Source organism: Streptomyces sp. NBC_01275, assembly GCF_026340655.1.
In the GTDB taxonomy this organism is placed as follows: Bacteria; Actinomycetota; Actinomycetes; order Streptomycetales; family Streptomycetaceae; genus Streptomyces.
The window spans coordinates 700,471-715,343 of sequence record NZ_JAPEOZ010000001.1 but is presented as its reverse complement, the minus strand read 5'-3'; the positions used below and the strand labels follow the sequence as shown (position 1 = coordinate 715,343).

Annotated in this window: 14 protein-coding genes; 4 read left to right on the top strand and 10 right to left on the bottom strand. The window is 71.2% G+C overall.

From position 1 onward, the window contains the following. Nucleotides 1–29 precede the first annotated feature (29 nt). The 6 genes from OG562_RS03165 to OG562_RS03140 form a co-directional block, all read right to left on the bottom strand. Nucleotides 30–1,103: a lactonase family protein gene (locus tag OG562_RS03165; RefSeq protein ID WP_266393361.1), complete on the bottom strand. Its 1,074-nt coding sequence runs from the start codon at nucleotides 1,101–1,103 to the stop codon at nucleotides 30–32. Between the two features lie 46 nt (nucleotides 1,104–1,149). Continuing rightward, nucleotides 1,150–2,052 carry a sugar kinase gene (locus OG562_RS03160; RefSeq protein WP_266408986.1) on the bottom strand — a complete coding sequence of 301 codons (903 nt, stop codon included), beginning with the start codon at nucleotides 2,050–2,052 and terminating at the stop codon, nucleotides 1,150–1,152. Nucleotides 2,053–2,120: 68 nt separating this feature from the next. After that, nucleotides 2,121–2,792: a bifunctional 4-hydroxy-2-oxoglutarate aldolase/2-dehydro-3-deoxy-phosphogluconate aldolase gene (locus OG562_RS03155; RefSeq protein WP_266393359.1), complete on the bottom strand. Its 672-nt coding sequence runs from the start codon at nucleotides 2,790–2,792 to the stop codon at nucleotides 2,121–2,123. 98 nt (nucleotides 2,793–2,890) lie between these two features. Beyond that, the gene (locus OG562_RS03150; RefSeq protein WP_266393357.1) at nucleotides 2,891–3,712 is read right to left on the bottom strand and encodes a carbohydrate ABC transporter permease; all 822 of its coding nucleotides are present in this window, start codon (nucleotides 3,710–3,712) and stop codon (nucleotides 2,891–2,893) included. Then, on the bottom strand, nucleotides 3,712–4,755 hold the full coding sequence (locus OG562_RS03145; RefSeq protein ID WP_266393355.1) for a carbohydrate ABC transporter permease: 1,044 nt from the start codon (nucleotides 4,753–4,755) through the stop codon (nucleotides 3,712–3,714). Before OG562_RS03145 ends, OG562_RS03150 begins: the two co-directional genes overlap by 1 nt. Continuing rightward, nucleotides 4,752–6,104: an extracellular solute-binding protein gene (locus OG562_RS03140; RefSeq protein ID WP_266393353.1), complete on the bottom strand. Its 1,353-nt coding sequence runs from the start codon at nucleotides 6,102–6,104 to the stop codon at nucleotides 4,752–4,754. Before OG562_RS03140 ends, OG562_RS03145 begins: the two co-directional genes overlap by 4 nt. A 494-nt stretch (nucleotides 6,105–6,598) precedes the next feature. Here OG562_RS03140 and OG562_RS03135 point away from each other — a divergent pair, with 494 nt between their 5' ends. The 3 genes from OG562_RS03135 (at nucleotide 6,599) to dgoD (ending at nucleotide 9,946) form a co-directional block, all read left to right on the top strand. Beyond that, nucleotides 6,599–7,648, top strand: a complete 1,050-nt coding sequence (locus OG562_RS03135) for a LacI family DNA-binding transcriptional regulator (RefSeq protein ID WP_266393351.1) — start codon at nucleotides 6,599–6,601, stop codon at nucleotides 7,646–7,648. Then, nucleotides 7,645–8,412 carry an SDR family NAD(P)-dependent oxidoreductase gene (locus tag OG562_RS03130; protein ID WP_266393349.1) on the top strand — a complete coding sequence of 256 codons (768 nt, stop codon included), beginning with the start codon at nucleotides 7,645–7,647 and terminating at the stop codon, nucleotides 8,410–8,412. The genes OG562_RS03135 and OG562_RS03130 overlap by 4 nt, the downstream gene beginning before the upstream one ends. Before the next feature lie 388 nt (nucleotides 8,413–8,800). Further along, on the top strand, nucleotides 8,801–9,946 hold the full coding sequence (gene dgoD / locus OG562_RS03125) for a galactonate dehydratase (protein ID WP_266393347.1): 1,146 nt from the start codon (nucleotides 8,801–8,803) through the stop codon (nucleotides 9,944–9,946). Nucleotides 9,947–10,180: 234 nt separating this feature from the next. On the opposite strand, the gene OG562_RS03120 is transcribed toward dgoD, so the two are convergent. Beyond that, a complete protein-coding gene (locus tag OG562_RS03120) occupies nucleotides 10,181–10,702 on the bottom strand; it encodes a class I SAM-dependent methyltransferase (protein WP_266408985.1) in 522 nt (173 codons plus the stop codon). 146 nt (nucleotides 10,703–10,848) lie between these two features. Between OG562_RS03120 and OG562_RS03115 the strand changes: the two genes are divergently transcribed. Continuing rightward, entirely contained in the window at nucleotides 10,849–11,037 is a 189-nt protein-coding gene (locus OG562_RS03115) for an integrase (RefSeq protein ID WP_266393345.1), read from the top strand. Nucleotides 11,038–11,199: 162 nt separating this feature from the next. Here OG562_RS03115 and OG562_RS03110 read toward each other — a convergent pair whose 3' ends face one another. The 3 genes from OG562_RS03110 to OG562_RS03100 all read right to left on the bottom strand — a co-directional run bounded on the left by OG562_RS03110 (nucleotide 11,200) and on the right by OG562_RS03100 (nucleotide 14,852). Then, nucleotides 11,200–12,723, bottom strand: coding sequence for an aldehyde dehydrogenase family protein (locus tag OG562_RS03110; RefSeq protein ID WP_266393343.1), 1,524 nt, complete (start codon nucleotides 12,721–12,723; stop codon nucleotides 11,200–11,202). Between the two features lie 183 nt (nucleotides 12,724–12,906). Next, entirely contained in the window at nucleotides 12,907–14,175 is a 1,269-nt protein-coding gene (locus OG562_RS03105; RefSeq protein ID WP_266393340.1) for a GAF domain-containing protein, read from the bottom strand. 77 nt (nucleotides 14,176–14,252) lie between these two features. Beyond that, nucleotides 14,253–14,852, bottom strand: a complete 600-nt coding sequence (locus tag OG562_RS03100; protein WP_266393334.1) for an N-acetylmuramoyl-L-alanine amidase — start codon at nucleotides 14,850–14,852, stop codon at nucleotides 14,253–14,255. Nucleotides 14,853–14,873: the final 21 nt, after the last annotated feature.

The window sequence follows — 14,873 nt, the reverse complement described above, 5'->3', positions numbered from 1 at the left end:
AAGTGTTTCGAGCACGTAGGGGAGCGCGGTCAGAGCGCCAGTGCGCAGACCACCGAGGGGGATGAGACCGGGGGGTGGGGCTGGGTGAGGGTGCCGCCGTCCCCGACCCGCAGGGCGGCGAGGGTGCCGCTGTGCTGGTTGGCGACGAGGAGGTGGCCGGCCGCCAGGGTCAGACCGCGTGGCCAGGAACCGCCTGCGGGGACCTCGCCGACCGGTTCCAGGGCGGTGCCGGTGAGGCGGAACGCGGCGACCGTGTCCGCGCCGCGGTTGGTCACCCAGACGAAGTGTCCGCAGGATGAGGCGACGATTCCGCCGGGCTGGTTGGTGACGTCCGGGGTCGCCGTGGCGGGTACGGAGGAGAGGGCCGTCAGGATGCCCGTGGCGGCGTCGTAGCGGTGGCAGGTGACGGTCGAGGACAACTCGTCCGCGCTGAACACCAGGTCACCGTCGGGGGAGAAGGCGAGGTGGCGGGGTCCGGAACCCGGGCTCGACGGGTTCACCGCGACCCGCTCCAGGATTCCGGTGCGGGTGTCGAGCCGGTAGGTGAACACCGCGTCCGCCCCGAGGTCGGTGGCCAGGACGAAACGGCCTGCCGGGTCCAGAAGGACCTGATGGGCGTGGCTGCCCTCCTGCCGCCCGGTGACCGGTCCCGACCCCTGGTGGACGACCAGGTCGGTCGCCTCCAGCAGGCGTCCGTCCGGGCCGAGCCGGTGCACCGCCACGGTGCCCGGTGCGGTGTCGCTGCCGTAGTTCGCGGTCAGCAGCCACCCGCCGTCCGGGTGGACGGTGAGGTGGCACGGGTTCGCCCCGCCGCTGTTCACCGGGTCGCCCAGCGGGGACAGGGCGCCGTCGCCGTCGCGGGAGACGGCGCTGACGGTGCCCGACTCGCCCTCGTTCGTGCTGTAGACGACGTCGAGCGACGGGTGAGCCGCCAGGAAGGAAGCTGCGCTGACGGGCAGCGGCTTCACCTCGTCGTCGTACGTCAGCCGGCCGGTGCCGGGGTCGAGGTGCACGGAGGCGATGCCGGGGCCTTCGCCGCCGGAGTCCGGAGTGTAGGAGCCGGTGAGGACGGGGATCGCGTCGGTGGAGGGGCTTGAGAGCATGGGTGGTCCCGAAAGTGCTGGTGCGGTGGCGTACGGGGAGGAGGTGTCAGCGGACGATGTCGTCGTGGTGGTCGAGCAGGCCCAGTTCGGAGCGGCGGGGCAGGCCCTCCCAGTCGCCGGCGGTGCTCACCGCGAAGGCGCCGAGCAGGGCGGCGGTGTGCAGTCGCCGCTCCGGGGGCTCGTCCGCGAGGAGTTCGGCGAGGTACCCGGCGGCGAAGGCGTCTCCCGCGCCCACCGAGTCGTGGACGCGGACCGGTACCGCGGGTTGCCGGTAGGACTGTCCGTCGAGGAGTGCGTACGCCCCTTCGGCGCCGAGCTTGATCACGGCGCCGGCGGGTCCGAGGGCGCAGATGCCCTTGGCGAGTTCCTCCGGCCCCTCGGTGCCGGGCACGACCAGGGCGGCCTCGTGCGGTCCGGCGAAGACCAGGTCGCTCCTGCGCAGCAGGGGCAGCAGGGTGCGCCGGGCTTCGTCCTCGCTCCACAGCAGGGATCGGAAGTTGATGTCCAGGGAGACGGTCACCCCGGCGGCGGCGGCGATGTCCACGGCACGGGTCACGGCCGCGGCCGGTCCCTCTCCGAGCGCCGGGGTGATGCCCGTGATGTGGAGGATCGCCGCCCCCGCGACGACGTGCTCGGGGATGTCGTCGGCGGTCAGCCGGGCCCCTGCTGTTTGGGTGCGGTAGTAGCGCGTACGGCTGTGGGTGGTGGTGCGATGTTCCTTCAGCAGGAGGGAGGTGGGGGCGGGGTCGCGCACGGCGACGGTGGTGACACCTTCGGCCCGCAGTTCTCGCAGGACGAGGTCGCCGAGTTCGTCGTCGCCCACCCGGCCGATCCAGGTGGCGGATCCGCCGAGGCGGCTGACGCCTATGGCGACGTTCGACTCGGCGCCGGCGATCCCGAGGCGCAGGGTCGTGCCGAGCGTGAACGGGCCGGGGCCCCGGGCGCCCATGACGGCGAGGACGTCGCCGACGGTCACGAGGTAGGACTCGGGCCCGGAGTCCGGGGGTGAAGTCGTGCTCACGCGGTCGCCTCCCCGGCCCGTGCGGTGATCCCGACCGCGTCCAGCAGTGCGCGCGCCCTCGCGGTGAGCGCGTCCAGCGCCCCCGGAGCCGGGTCGCGGTCCGCCCCGCGCAGCAGCGGGGAGCCGATGCCGACGGCGCAGGCGCCCCCGTCCAGGTAGTCCCGCGCCTCGTCGATGCCGACGCCGCCGACGGCGACGAGCGGGATGTCGGGGAGGGGTGCCCGCAGCTGGCGTAGATGTCCGATCCCGCCCGTGCTCGCGGGGAAGAGTTTGACGGCGGCGGCGCCCGCCTGCCATGCCTGGGACACCTCGGTCGGCGTCCAGGCGCCCGGGTAGCACGGGATGCCCCGGTCCGCCGCGTGCCGGACGACGGCGGTGTCCACGACGGGGGCGACCAGGAACTCCGCTCCCGCCGCCAGGGCGTCCCTGGCCTGGGCGCCGGTGATCACGGTGCCGGCGCCGATCGCGACGCCGGGGCCGAGTTCCGCCCGGATGCGGGTCAGCGCGTCGAGCGCTCCGGCGGTGGTGAGGGTGACCTCCAGGCAGGTGACGCCGCCGGCCGCGAGCGCCCGGGCCACGGCGGGCAGCCCGGAGGCGTCGGCCGACCTGAGGATGGCCATGACCCGGGTCCGGCCGAGCTGCGGGGTGAGGGCGGGACGCTCGGTCATGCCCCCACCGCCGCAGGTGCCATGGCGTTTGCCTGGGTGTCGGTCATGCGAAGTTCCTTTGCGGCGAGGTGCGTTGGTGAACACGAGTCAGGCGTAGGTCACTTGAGTCCGGAGGTGGCGACGCCGGCGACGAAGCCCCGCTGCAGGATCAGGAACAGCGCCAGCACGGGGACGACGTACATCACCGCGCCCGCGGCGACCAGGTTCCCCAGCGGTGAGCCGTGCGCGTTGACGTAGCCGTAGGCGAGCTTGACCGCGAGGGTGGTGTGGGCGTCGTCCAGCAGCAGGGAGGGCGCGATGTAGTCGCCCCAGGTCCAGCTGAAGGACAGGATCAGGCTGGTGGCGATGACCGGCCAGGACTGGGGCAGGAAGATGCGCCAGAAGATGCGGATCTGCCCGCAGCCGTCGATGATCGCGGCCTCCTCCAGCTCCTTGGGCATGTTCGAGAAGAACTGCCGGAACAGGAAGATCAGGTACGGGGCGCCACACAGGCCCCACAGCACCCACGGCACATAGGTGTTGGTGAGGTGCAGCTTGGCGAAGAGCAGATAGGTCGGGATGAGGGTGAGGATCTGCGGCAGCATCATCGTCGACAGCAGAACGTTGAAGACGAGTTTCTTGCCGGGCGCGTGGAGGCGGGCGAATCCGTAGCCCGCCCACGCCGAGGCCAGAGTGACCAGTACCGCGTACACGGTGGCGATCGTCAGGGAGTTGCGAGCGTAGCCGAAGTAGTCGATATGGGTCAGCGCGTCACGGAAGTTGCTCAGGTTGGGGTGGTGCGGCCACCAGTGGACGGGCAGGGCGCGCAGCTCGTCGGGGGCTTTCAGAGCGGTGTCCAGCAGCCAGGCGAACGGGCCCAGGAAGAGGACGAGGGCACCGACCAGCAGCATGTAGACGGCACTTCTGCGGCGGAACACCATCACTTGCCTCCGAGCGTGCGTGGCCGGGACTGCTTGTCCGGCTCCGGGTCCACGGCGTAGAAGACCGCGCCCTTGCTGAGTTTGAAGACCAGGAAGGTGATGGCGACGATGATCAGGAACAGCACCCAGAGCATCGCGGAGGCGTATCCGTAGCGGCCGTTGGCGAAGTACTGGGCGAACACGTGGATCATGAACAGGTAGTTGCCCTCGGGGACGGCCGTGACGCCCCTGGGGGTGGGGTCGAGGGAGATCAGCAGCGGCAGGAAGCTCTGCACGGCGGCGATGATGCCGGTGATGACCTGGAAGAACAGCACCGGGGAGAGCAGCGGCAGGGTGATCCGGCTGAAGGACTGCCAGGTGTTCGCCCCGTCGATGCGGGCGGCCTCGTACAGCTCTTTGGGGACGTCCTGCAGCCCCGCGAGTGAGACGATCATGGCGTTGCCGGCGCCCCACAGGGTGAGGGTGACCAGGACCCAGCGGGCGTAGGGGTCCATCAGCCAGCTGATGCCGTCGAGGTTCAGGGCGTCCAGGGCGCCGTTGGCCGCGCCCGAGTCCCGGTCGAAGATCAGCTTGAAGGTGAGGGCGGCGCCGACCGGCGGGACGACGGCGGGCAGGTACAGCAGGGTGCGGAACACTCCGCGAGCCCGGATCGGCTGATTGACCAGGATGGCGAGCAGCAGCCCCGCGGCGAGCGTCAGCGGCACGGTGATCGCCGTGAAGATGCCGGTGCGGGCCAGGGAGGACATCGTCTCCGGGTCGGTGAAGACCTCCCGGTAGTTGTCCAGGCCGACGAAACGGGAGTTGTTCGACAGACCGTCGGCGTTGGTCAGGCTCAGCCACAGCGCATAGCCGAGCGGAAAGGCCGTCAGGGCCAGGAAGCCCAGCACCCACGGGCCGGCGAACACGTAGAAGGACAAGGCCCGGCGGCTGGACAGCGAGCGGCGTCTGCGGGCGCTGTGCGCGCCGGTGCGGGGCCCGGGCCGGGCGGCCGCCTCCCCGGAGGGAGACGGCGCGCCCGGCGCGGTGATCTGTCCGGTGCTCACCCCACGAGCTCCTTGCCCTGGGCGAGCTGCTCGTTCATCCGGGAGTTGAGCGTGTCGGCGACCTTGCCGGCGGGCGTCCCGGACTTCACGGCGCCCGGCAGGACCTTGGTCAGCACGCCCTCCAGGGCGGCCTGCTGGGCGTACGGGGTGAAGCTGAGCACCGAGAAGTGCGGCAGCTCCTGCTCCTGCACCTGGAACGCCTGCTTCTGGAAGGCGTTGGTCTGCGGCATCCTCGAGCGCAGCGACGTCAGCGAGGGAATGCCCCAGCCGCTCGCCGCGCGGTCCTGGGCGGGCTTGCCGCCGAAGTACCACTCGAAGAACTTCCAGGACGCGTCCTTGTTCTTGGCGTCCCTCGGGATCCAGAAGCCGGTGGCGCCGAAGCAGGAGCTGACGCGGTTGCCGCCGAGCTGCGGGGCGGGCGCGAAGCGGGAGGCTGCCGCGAGTTTGGGGTCACCGCCGATGAGGCCGCCGAACCAGTAGCCGTTGCAGCTCATCGCCATGCGGTTGGCCTGGTAGGTGGGGCCGTCCCAGCCGTCCGGGTTGGGGTTGGTGACGCTCGGGCCTATGTCGGCCTTCGCGTAGTCCAGATACCACTGCAGCGCCTTGAGCGCTTCGGGGGAGGAGAAGTCCACCGTGGCCAGGTCCTCGGCGAACAGGCTGCCGCCGGCCGACGCGGTCATGCCCATGAGCTGCGGGAAGACGCCCATGCCGGTGGCGTTGAGGCCGTAGACCTTCACCTTGCCCAGGCGGCGCTTGACCAGCTTCTTGCCCAGGTCCAGCCACTCGTCGTAGGAGATCGGCTCGGTCGCGCTCGGCACGTCCAGTTTCGCGGCCTCGAACAGATCGGTGCGGTACCAGAACATGGAGTCCTGGGAGTAGTCCTTGGCCATGCCGTAGCGCGGTCCGGCGCCCTGCTTCTTGCCGTCGTAGCGCCACACGTCGTTGACCGGGTCGAGGTCGGAGACCTTCAGCGCCGAGCTCTTGGCGAAGTACGGGTCGAGGTCCGTCATCAGGCCGCGGGCAGCGAAGTACGGGGTCTCGGTCGCGCCGAAGCCGCGGACCACGTCCGGCGGGTTCTTGGCGGCCAGCATGGCGTTGAGCTTGGTGGGGTCCCAGATGATGACGTTGATGTTCATCCCCAGCGCCTCTTCGGCAGCCTTGAGGGCGTTCTTGTCCCACTCGTTCTGCACCGTCATCACGGTGAGTGTCGTCTTACCGCTCCCGGACCCGTTCGCGGTGTTGCCGACGGAGCCGGCGCAGGCGGACAGTGCGGACGCGCCGAGCGCGGCACCGGCGGAGACGGCGAGGAAGCGCCGCCTGTCGAGAGAGGCCGTCTTTGACGTGGGCATGCTAATTGCCTTTCGTGCGGGACGTACGCGAATGCGGGACGTACGGCGGCTGCGGGACGTACGAGGGGCATGGCGGCATGAGGGACTGCCGCGGGAAGCGAACGGCAGGGCGGGCGGCCGGTGGAACGCCGGCGCGCTCGGCGGTGGTGTGAGATGCCCCGGACCGAGCGCATCCGTCTGCGTGGACGGGTGGGCGGACCGGAGTGGCGGGGACCGCGGGTGCGACGGTGGTCGCGTTCGCGGTGAGCCCGGGGTGGGGCGGCTCCTCGGCCCAGTTGACTGAAGGTCAGCTGTGGCCGACATCTTGCGGTTCCGATATGACCGATTTTTTGAATCTGCTCAGGCTTGTCGCTTATTTCGGCCTGAGGAAACCGGTTGACTGAAACTTTCGCGAACGTTAGGTTGCGTCACCAGAAGGTGTCAAGAGGCCAGAACGCGTCATCCCGGTCCGCAGCAGCGCGGACCGGGCAACGCCCACCGGGGAGGGAGAGCACGTGTCGGAACAGCCCGTCCGGGCCAGGCTCGTGGATGTGGCCCATGCGGCCGGAGTCTCCAAGGCCACCGTGTCCAAGGTGCTCAATGGCCGGCCGGACCTGTCCGTCCGGCCGGAGACGCGCCAGCGCGTCCATGAGGCCGCCGAGGCACTCGGCTACCGGCCGCACTCCGGTGCACGGGCCCTGGCAGGCGCCAGCACCCACGCACTGGCCCTGCTGGTCCCCGCCCTCGCGAACCCCACGTACGTCACCATCGCCCGCGGCGCCTACCAGCGGGCCCGCGAACGGGGCTATCTCTCCCTGCTGGCCGAGGACTTCGACGGGCAGGAAGCCGACGAGTCCTTCCACGACCTGGTGCAGGAGGGCAGGGTCGACGGGCTGCTCATCGCCTCGGCGCGCCCCGGCCATCCCCTGCTGGACGCGCTGAGCCGCAGCGCGGTCCCGCACGTCTTCCTCAACCGCTCGGTCGAGGGCTCCGGCCGCAACATCACCATGGACGTCGCCCGCTCCAGCGTGACCGCGCTCGACCACCTGCACGGCCTCGGCCATCGAGTGGTCGGCCACATCGCGGGCCCTCCCGGGATCACGCCCAGCGAGGTCCGCAAGGAGGCGTTTCTGCGCCACGCCGACGCACTGGGACTGGACGCGGCTCCGGTCGCCTCCGGGGACTTCACCGAGGACGGCGGCGGATCCGCCGCACGGGAGCTGTTGCGCCCGCCCGCCGATGGTGCGCGCCCCCCGGTCACCGCCCTCTACACCAGCTCACTCGCCCAGGCGATAGGCGCCATGGCCGCGATCAGGGACCTCGGCCTCAGGATCCCGGAGGACGTCTCCGTGGTCGGCAACGACGACCTGCCCGTGGCCGCGCACCTCCATCCCCCGCTGACCACCGTCGCGATGCCCCTGCACGACCTGGGAACCGCCGCGGTGGACGCCCTGGTGGCCACTATCGAGGGCACGCCGGTGGGCGACGTCGTCGTACCGACCGAGCCGCGGCTGGTGCTGCGCGGCTCCACGGCCAGACCAGCACGACCAGGAGAAACGCCATGACCGTCGCCGCCGCACCGGCACGTTTCACCGGCCATACGGCCCTGCTCACCGCGGCCGCCTCCGGCATCGGGGCGGCCACCGCCCGCCGGCTGGCGGCGGAGGGAGCGTCCGTCCTGGTCACCGACGTGGACGCCGAGGGCGCCCATCGCGTGGCCGAGGAGATCCGCGCCGAGGGCGGGCGGGCGCGGGACCGTCCCCTCGACGCCACCTCGCCGACGGAGTGGGCCGCGGCCGTCGCCGACGCCGAGTCCTGGACCGGACGCCTCGACGTGCTCCACCTCAACGCCGGGCGCAACCTGCCCGGAGCGGCACACGAACTCGACGACGCCGCCTGGCACGACCAGCTGCGGCTCTCCCTCGACTCGGTGTTCTACGGCGTCCGGGCCGCGGTACCACTGCTGAGGACGGCGAGGGGCGCGGTGGTGATCACCTCGTCCGTGCACGCGGCCCTCGGCTTCAAGGGCTATCCCGCGTACGCGGCGGCCAAGGGCGGGATCGACGCCCTCGTACGCCAGCTGGCGGTCGAGTACGGCGGACAGATCAGGTTCAACGCCGTCCTGCCCGGAGCCGTGGTCACCGCCCTGTGGGCCGGGGTACCCCACGAGTACAAGGCGAAGACCGCCGCGCGCACCCCTGTCGGCCGGCTCGGCGCCCCCGAGGACATCGCCGCCGCCGTGGCCTTCCTCGCCTCCGACGACGCCTCCTTCGTCACCGGCCAGAACCTGCTCGTGGACGGTGGCCGCAGCATCAGCTCCCAGGAGTAGGCCGCCGCGCCCTGGCCGTTCCGGGCCGGCAACACGCTGCCGCGCTCCGGCCGTTCCGTGCGACCGACCGACCGCCGACCGCACGCCCGGCCAGCACCGGGCACGACCCGACCGCGGAAGCCCGGCGTCGCACCCCGGCTCACCCCCGCCGGGCACGACCCGACCGCCGAACGTCGGCGCCGCACCCCGGCTCTCCGCCGCTCACCCCCGGCGCCGCACCCCCGCCGCGCGTCCTGCGCAGCAACCCCTTCGCGTGCCTGACCCTCTGCCTCCCCGCCCGAGCGGGCGCTTGCCCGCGCTCGCTCCCACCATGACCGCCCCACCCTCCATCCCCACGTACCGGCCCCCCGCCCCGCCGTGCCCAGCACAGAACTCGGAGACCCACCCCATGAAGATCACTGGATACGAACTCTTCCTCGTCGAACCGCGCTGGCTCTTCCTTCGCGTCGACACCGACGAGGGCATCTCCGGGTGGGGCGAACCCATCGTCGAGGGCAAGGCCCACACCGTCGCCCGCTGCGTCGAGGAGATGTTCGACTACCTGGTCGGCCAGGACCCGGCGCGGATCGAGGAGCACTGGCAGGTGCTCGCCAAGAGCGGCTTCTACCGCGGCGGCGTCGTCCTGAACAGCGCCCTGTCCGGCATCGACCAGGCCCTGTGGGACATCGCGGGCAAGACGCACGGTGTCCCCGTCCACCAGCTGCTCGGCGGCCACGTGCGTGACCGGGTGCGCGTCTACGGCTGGGTCGGTGGCGAAACCCCCGAAGAACTGGCCGAGTCCGCGGCCGCGCAGGTCGCCAAGGGCATGACGGCGGTCAAGCTGAACCCCTGCGGCCAGCTGGAGCCTCTCGCCACGCCCGCCGCGATCAACGCCATCGTGGACGGGGTGAGTGCGGTCCGCGAGGCCATCGGACCGGAACGCGACCTGGCGCTGGACTTCCACGGCCGCTTCAGCGGGGCGATGTCGCGCCGTGTACTTCCGCTCCTGGAGCCGCTGCTGCCGCTCTTCGTCGAGGAGCCCGTGCTGCCGGAGTTCTCCAGGGACCTCGGCGCCGTGGTGCGCTCCACCTCCATCCCCATCGCCACCGGCGAACGGCTCTACTCACGCTGGGACTTCCGCTCGGTGCTCTCCGACGGCATCGCCGTGGCCCAGCCCGACATCAGCCACGCCGGCGGCATCTCCGAGACCCGCCGGATCGCCGCGATGGCCGAGGCGTACGACGTCATGGTGGCCCCGCACTGCCCGCTCGGCCCGATCGCCCTCGCGGCCAGTCTGCAACTCGACTTCGCGATCCCCAACTTCCTCATCCAGGAACAGGCACTGGGCATCGGCTACGGCGACAGCAGCGGACTGCTGGACTACCTCGCCGACACCACGCCCTTCACGTTCCATGACGGCTACATCGACCGCCCGACCGCGCCCGGTCTCGGTATCACGATTGATGAGAACGCGGTCCGCGCCGCCGCCGAACGCGGCCACCGCTGGCGCAACCCGGTCTGGCGCAACACGGACGGCTCACTGGCCGCCTGGTAGTCCCTGACAGCCCCAGGAGCAGGTACCCCATCACGGCAGCCTGGGTCACCTCCCCTGAGTCGCGCGAGCGTGAAGGCGTCGTCCCGCGGCCGTCCGAAAGGGGGAAGCGGTGCCCACCGTCGTGCAACTGTGGGCCGGGAAGGCGTGGACCGTCCGCGGGGCGGCCGACGCCTTCCCCGACTCGCTCCCGGCCCGGTGTTCGTCACCCACCGCCGCCCGGCCCGGGGGACGTCGTCAGCCCCGCGGCGTGTGCCCGGACACCGGCCTGGTGCGGCTGTCGTACGGGTCCAGGCACAGCCAGCGCACGTTGTCCTCTGCGTGCTCTGCGCGTGCCCGGTCAAGCGCGCCCTCGGCGAAATCCGCGGCCTCGACGCTGTGGCCGAGGGAGGCAAGGAAGACGGCCAGCTCGCCGGTCCCGCATCCGGCATCGAGGACACGGCCGCCCTCGGTTGCCGGGGCGTGCTCGACGAGGAGCGAGAGAATCAAGGGGGCGCCAGGGCGCAGTCCGTCGCGCAGTGCCGACAGCGAACGGTGCGGGTCGATGAACCCCAGCGTCCCGATCGCGTAGGCGGCGTCGAACGGCTCGGCTCCGGCCAGATACTCGGCCACGTCTCCTTGGACGAACTGCACACCCTGGACGTCCGCGGGACTGGTGACAGCGCGTTCATGCTGGCTCGGGGACAGCTCGATTCCAGTGACGCAGGCGCCGTGCGCCTGGACGAGACGGACGGCGAGGTGGCCGGCCCCGGAGCCGATGTCCAGGACGCGGAGGCCGGTGATGTCACCAAGGAGCTTCCGGCCCGACCCCCTCCCAGGACGCCCAGGCCAGCTGGTCCGGAATGGGCGGCATATAGGCGCGGGCCAGTTGGCGCTGGCCGTAGACCTTCCAGGCTTGGGTGTTGATGTCCTCGACGGGTTACTCGGGAGTTGACCTGGCCGAGTGCGCCCGCCGCGCCGGCCAGAGCATCGAGGTTCTCTTTCGCCACTACGCCAAGTTCCTTGACGGCCTTCGAGAGCAGGCGAACCGTCTCATCGAGCAGTCCATGAACGAGTGGCAGCGCGTCAGCCAAGGTGACGTGCCCGAGGGATGAACCGGGGGTTTGGTCCGTGACTGGTCCGGAAGCACTGGTCAGGAGGGGTGCAGTCGTGGGAGGAATTGGGAGTTGGCGTGCAAGCCGGGCTCGGTCGAGAGCGGGTTGAGCGAAGGGCGCCTGACGGGTGAAAACCCAGGTCAGGCGCCTTTTCGCATGTGTCTAGAAGAAGCCCAGCTTCTTCGGCGAGTAGCTCACCAGCAGGTTCTTCGTCTGCTGGTAGTGCTCCAGCATCATCTTGTGCGTCTCGCGTCCGATCCCCGACTGCTTGTATCCGCCGAACGCGGCATGCGCCGGGTAGGCGTGGTAGCAGTTGGTCCACACGCGGCCCGCCTGGATGGCGCGGCCCGCGCGGTACGCCGTGTTGATGTCCCGCGTCCACACCCCCGCCCCGAGGCCGTACGACGTGTCGTTGGCGATCTTGATCGCATCGTCGAAGTCGTCGAAGGACGCCACCGAGACCACCGGGCCGAAGATCTCCTCCTGGAAGATCCGCATGCGGTTGTCGCCCTCGAAGATCGTCGGCTGGACGTAGTAACCGCCCTTCAACTCGCCGTCGTACTCGGCGCGTTCACCGCCAGTGAGGACCTTCGCGCCCTCCTGTCGACCGATGTCGATATAGGAGAGGATCTTGGTGAGCTGGTCGCCGGAGGCCTGTGCGCCGATCATCGTGTCGGTGTCGAGGGGGTGACCGGGCTTGATCAGCTCGGTGCGGGCGACGGCTGCCTGCAGGAAGTCGCCGTAGTTCCCGCGCTGGATCAGGCCGCGTGACGGGCAGGTGCACACCTCGCCCTGGTTCAGCGCGAACATGGTGAAGCCTTCGAGGGCCTTGTCGCGCAGGTCGTCGTCCTTGTCCCACACGTCGTCGAAGAAGAGGTTCGGCGACTTGCCGCCGAGCTCCAGCGTCACCGGCTTCAGGTTCTCCGCGGCGTACTGCATGATCAGTCGTCCCGTGGAGGTCTCGCCCGTGAACGCGACCTTCGCCACCCGCGGGCTGGACGCGAGCGGCTTGCCCGCCTCCTCGCCGAAGCCGTTGACGATGTTCACCACACCCGGCGGCAGCAGATCCGCGACCAGGCTCATCCAGTAGTGCAGGGAGACCGGAGTCTGCTCGGCGGGCTTGATGACGATCGCGTTGCCCGCGGCGAGCGCCGGCGCGAGCTTCCAGGTCGCCATCAGGATCGGGAAGTTCCACGGGATGATCTGCGCGACGACCCCGAGCGGCTCGTGGAAGTGGTACGCCACGGTGTCGTCGTCGACCTCGCTGAGCGAGCCCTCCTGGGCGCGGACCGCGCCGGCGAAGTAGCGGAAGTGGTCGATGGCCAACGGGATGTCCGCCGCCAGGGTCTCGCGGATCGGCTTGCCGTTCTCCCAGCTCTCCGCGACGGCGAGCGGCTCCAGGTACGCCTCCATGCGGTCGGCGATCTTCAGCAGGATGTCGGAGCGTTCGGTGGCCGAAGTACGGCCCCAGGCGGGCGCGGCCGCGTGCGCCGCGTCGAGCGCCCGCTCCACGTCCTCCGCCGTGCCGCGCGCCACCTCGGTGAACGGCTGCCCGTTCACCGGAGAGGGGTTCTCGAAGTACTGCCCGCGGGCCGGCGGCACATACTCGCCGCCGATGAAGTGGTCGTAGCGCGCCTGGTAGGAGACGATCGAGCCCTCGGTTCCGGGCGCCGCGTAACGGGTCATCCTGGTCTGCCTCCTTCAGCAGCGCTGCCCGCCGTTGGACAGCTCTGTGCCGGAGGGTAGGGAGGCGGACGTTGCATCTACGTTGCGGTGCCGGCTCGGCGTCAGGCGATGGTCGCGTCCCCGGAGCCCCCGGAGCCCCCGGAGCCCCCGGAGCCCCCGGCACCCCCGAGCCGGGCCGTGGGCTCAGGAGCGTGCCCACCCGGCCGGTGCCGCCAGCTCCGACTCCAGGGCCGCCAGCCGTGCCCGGACCGCGGCCGTCGGACGGGCCGCCGCGAGCGCCCGCCACACGTCGAGGTCGTCCTCGCCCCACGGTGCGTGCGCCCAGTCCGCCAGCAGGTCGGGGTCGCGGCGGGCGATCAGCGCCGCGCGCAGACCGTCGGCCAGACGCTGTCTGAGCCGTACGACCGCCGGCGCCTGCGACGTCGGGAGCAGCGGCCCGGCGTACGCCGTGACGGCCGCGGTGACCGCTCCGGCCGCCAGCCGCCGTTCGACCACGGTGACGTCCGACTCGACGGGCACGGTGAGCCGGTAGGGGCGCGACGCCAGCAGCCCGGGACCGAGGACCCCGCGCAACCGGGCGAGCTCGGCCCGCAGCGTCACCGGGGGCGCCGACTCGTCCTCGTGCAGCGCGCACAGCAGTTCGTCGCCGGTCAGGCCCTCGGGGTGGTGGGCCAGCAGCATCAGGATCTCGCTGTGGCGGCGGCTGAGCCTGATCGTGCGGCCGTCGGTGACCAGGCGTGCCTCGTCCCGGCCCAGCACGGTGAGCTGCGGCCCGTCGGGCTCGGGCCCCTCGGGGGCGAGGAGCGCCAGGTGTGACTCCGCGGCCCGCGCGACCGCCTGTACGAAGCCGAGGCTGTGCGGATGCGCCAGCCCGTCCCCGCCGGTGATGTCCACGGCGCCCAGCACCCGCCCCGTCCGCGGATCGTGCACCGGGGCCGCGGCACAGGTCCACGGCTGCACCCGCCGGATGAAGTGCTCGGCCGCGAACACCTGCACCGGCCGGTCCAGGGCGACCGCGGTGCCCGGCGCGTTCGTCCCCACAGCGCTCTCCGCCCACCGGGCGCCCGGCACGAAGTTCATCCGCCCCGCCTGCCGCCGGGTCGCCGCGTGCCCTTCGACCCACAGCAGCCTGCCGTGCGCGTCGCACACCGCGAGGAGATGCTCGCCGTCGGCGGCGAACGTCCCCATGAGCTCGCGGAACAGCGGCATCACCCGCGCCAGCGGATGCTCGGACCGGTAGGCGCCGAGATCGCCGTCGGTCAGCTCCACGCTCGCCGTGCCGTCGGGGCCGACGCCGGCTCGCGCGGAACGCCGCCACGAGTCGGCCACGACGGCACGCACCGGCCGTGGGACCGTGCCCGCCTCGGTGAACGTCTCGTGCGCCCGGCGCAGGATCCGTACACGTTCGGCAGGGTCGGCCCCCGGCTCAAGGGCCACCCAGGGATCGGTCAACTCGTCCTCCCGGCAGGCGATACGGCTGGGGACATCGTCACTCCGGGTACGCGGGCCGACAACCGTTCGGACGGCACTCACCCGAAGTCGACGAGTCTCATGTAGCGGTCCCAGTCCCAGTCGTGACCAGGATCCGTGTGGTCGGTGCCCGGCACTTCGTAATGGCCGATGATGTGCGCGCGGTCCTTGGCGATGCCGTACCGTTCGCAGACCGAGGCCGTCAGCCGGGCGGACCGCGCGTACAGCGCGTCGGTGAAGTAGGCCGGCTGGTCCACCCACCCCTCGTGCTCGATGCCGATGCTGCGCGTGTTGTAGTCCCAGTTCCCCGCGTGCCACGCGATGTCGGACTCCCTCACGCACTGCGCCACATGACCGTCGGCGGAGCGCACGACGTAGTGCGCGGACACTTTCTTCCGCGGGTTCTGGAAGACGGCCAGGGCCTTGGCGTAGGCGGTCTGGGTGACATGGATGACCACGCGGTCGACGGGATGGTCCGAGGGCCGGTTCGCCGTCGTGTAGTTGGAGGCGGTCGCGGGCTGCCACTGGGCGAGCGGGTAGTCGACGGTCTGCGTCTGCGCCCCGGCCCGCGCGTCGGGAAGCAGCGCGTACGGGACGGCGGCGAGAGCCGCGCCCTTCAGGATCCGCCGCCTGTCGGGGAGGGGCCTTGCTCGTTCCACGGGAGTGCCTTTCAGGGGGTG

Coding starts and splice junctions, on each gene's coding strand:
- OG562_RS03165 (WP_266393361.1), bottom strand. CDS start 1,103: ATGCTCTCAAGCCCCTCCACCGACGCGATCCCCGTCCTCACCGGCTCC.
- OG562_RS03160 (WP_266408986.1), bottom strand. CDS start 2,052: ATGGGCGCCCGGGGCCCCGGCCCGTTCACGCTCGGCACGACCCTGCGC.
- OG562_RS03155 (WP_266393359.1), bottom strand. CDS start 2,792: ATGACCGAGCGTCCCGCCCTCACCCCGCAGCTCGGCCGGACCCGGGTC.
- OG562_RS03150 (WP_266393357.1), bottom strand. CDS start 3,712: ATGGTGTTCCGCCGCAGAAGTGCCGTCTACATGCTGCTGGTCGGTGCC.
- OG562_RS03140 (WP_266393353.1), bottom strand. CDS start 6,104: ATGCCCACGTCAAAGACGGCCTCTCTCGACAGGCGGCGCTTCCTCGCC.
- OG562_RS03130 (WP_266393349.1), top strand. CDS start 7,645: ATGACCGTCGCCGCCGCACCGGCACGTTTCACCGGCCATACGGCCCTG.
- dgoD (WP_266393347.1), top strand. CDS start 8,801: ATGAAGATCACTGGATACGAACTCTTCCTCGTCGAACCGCGCTGGCTC.
- OG562_RS03115 (WP_266393345.1), top strand. CDS start 10,849: ATGTCCTCGACGGGTTACTCGGGAGTTGACCTGGCCGAGTGCGCCCGC.
- OG562_RS03110 (WP_266393343.1), bottom strand. CDS start 12,723: ATGACCCGTTACGCGGCGCCCGGAACCGAGGGCTCGATCGTCTCCTAC.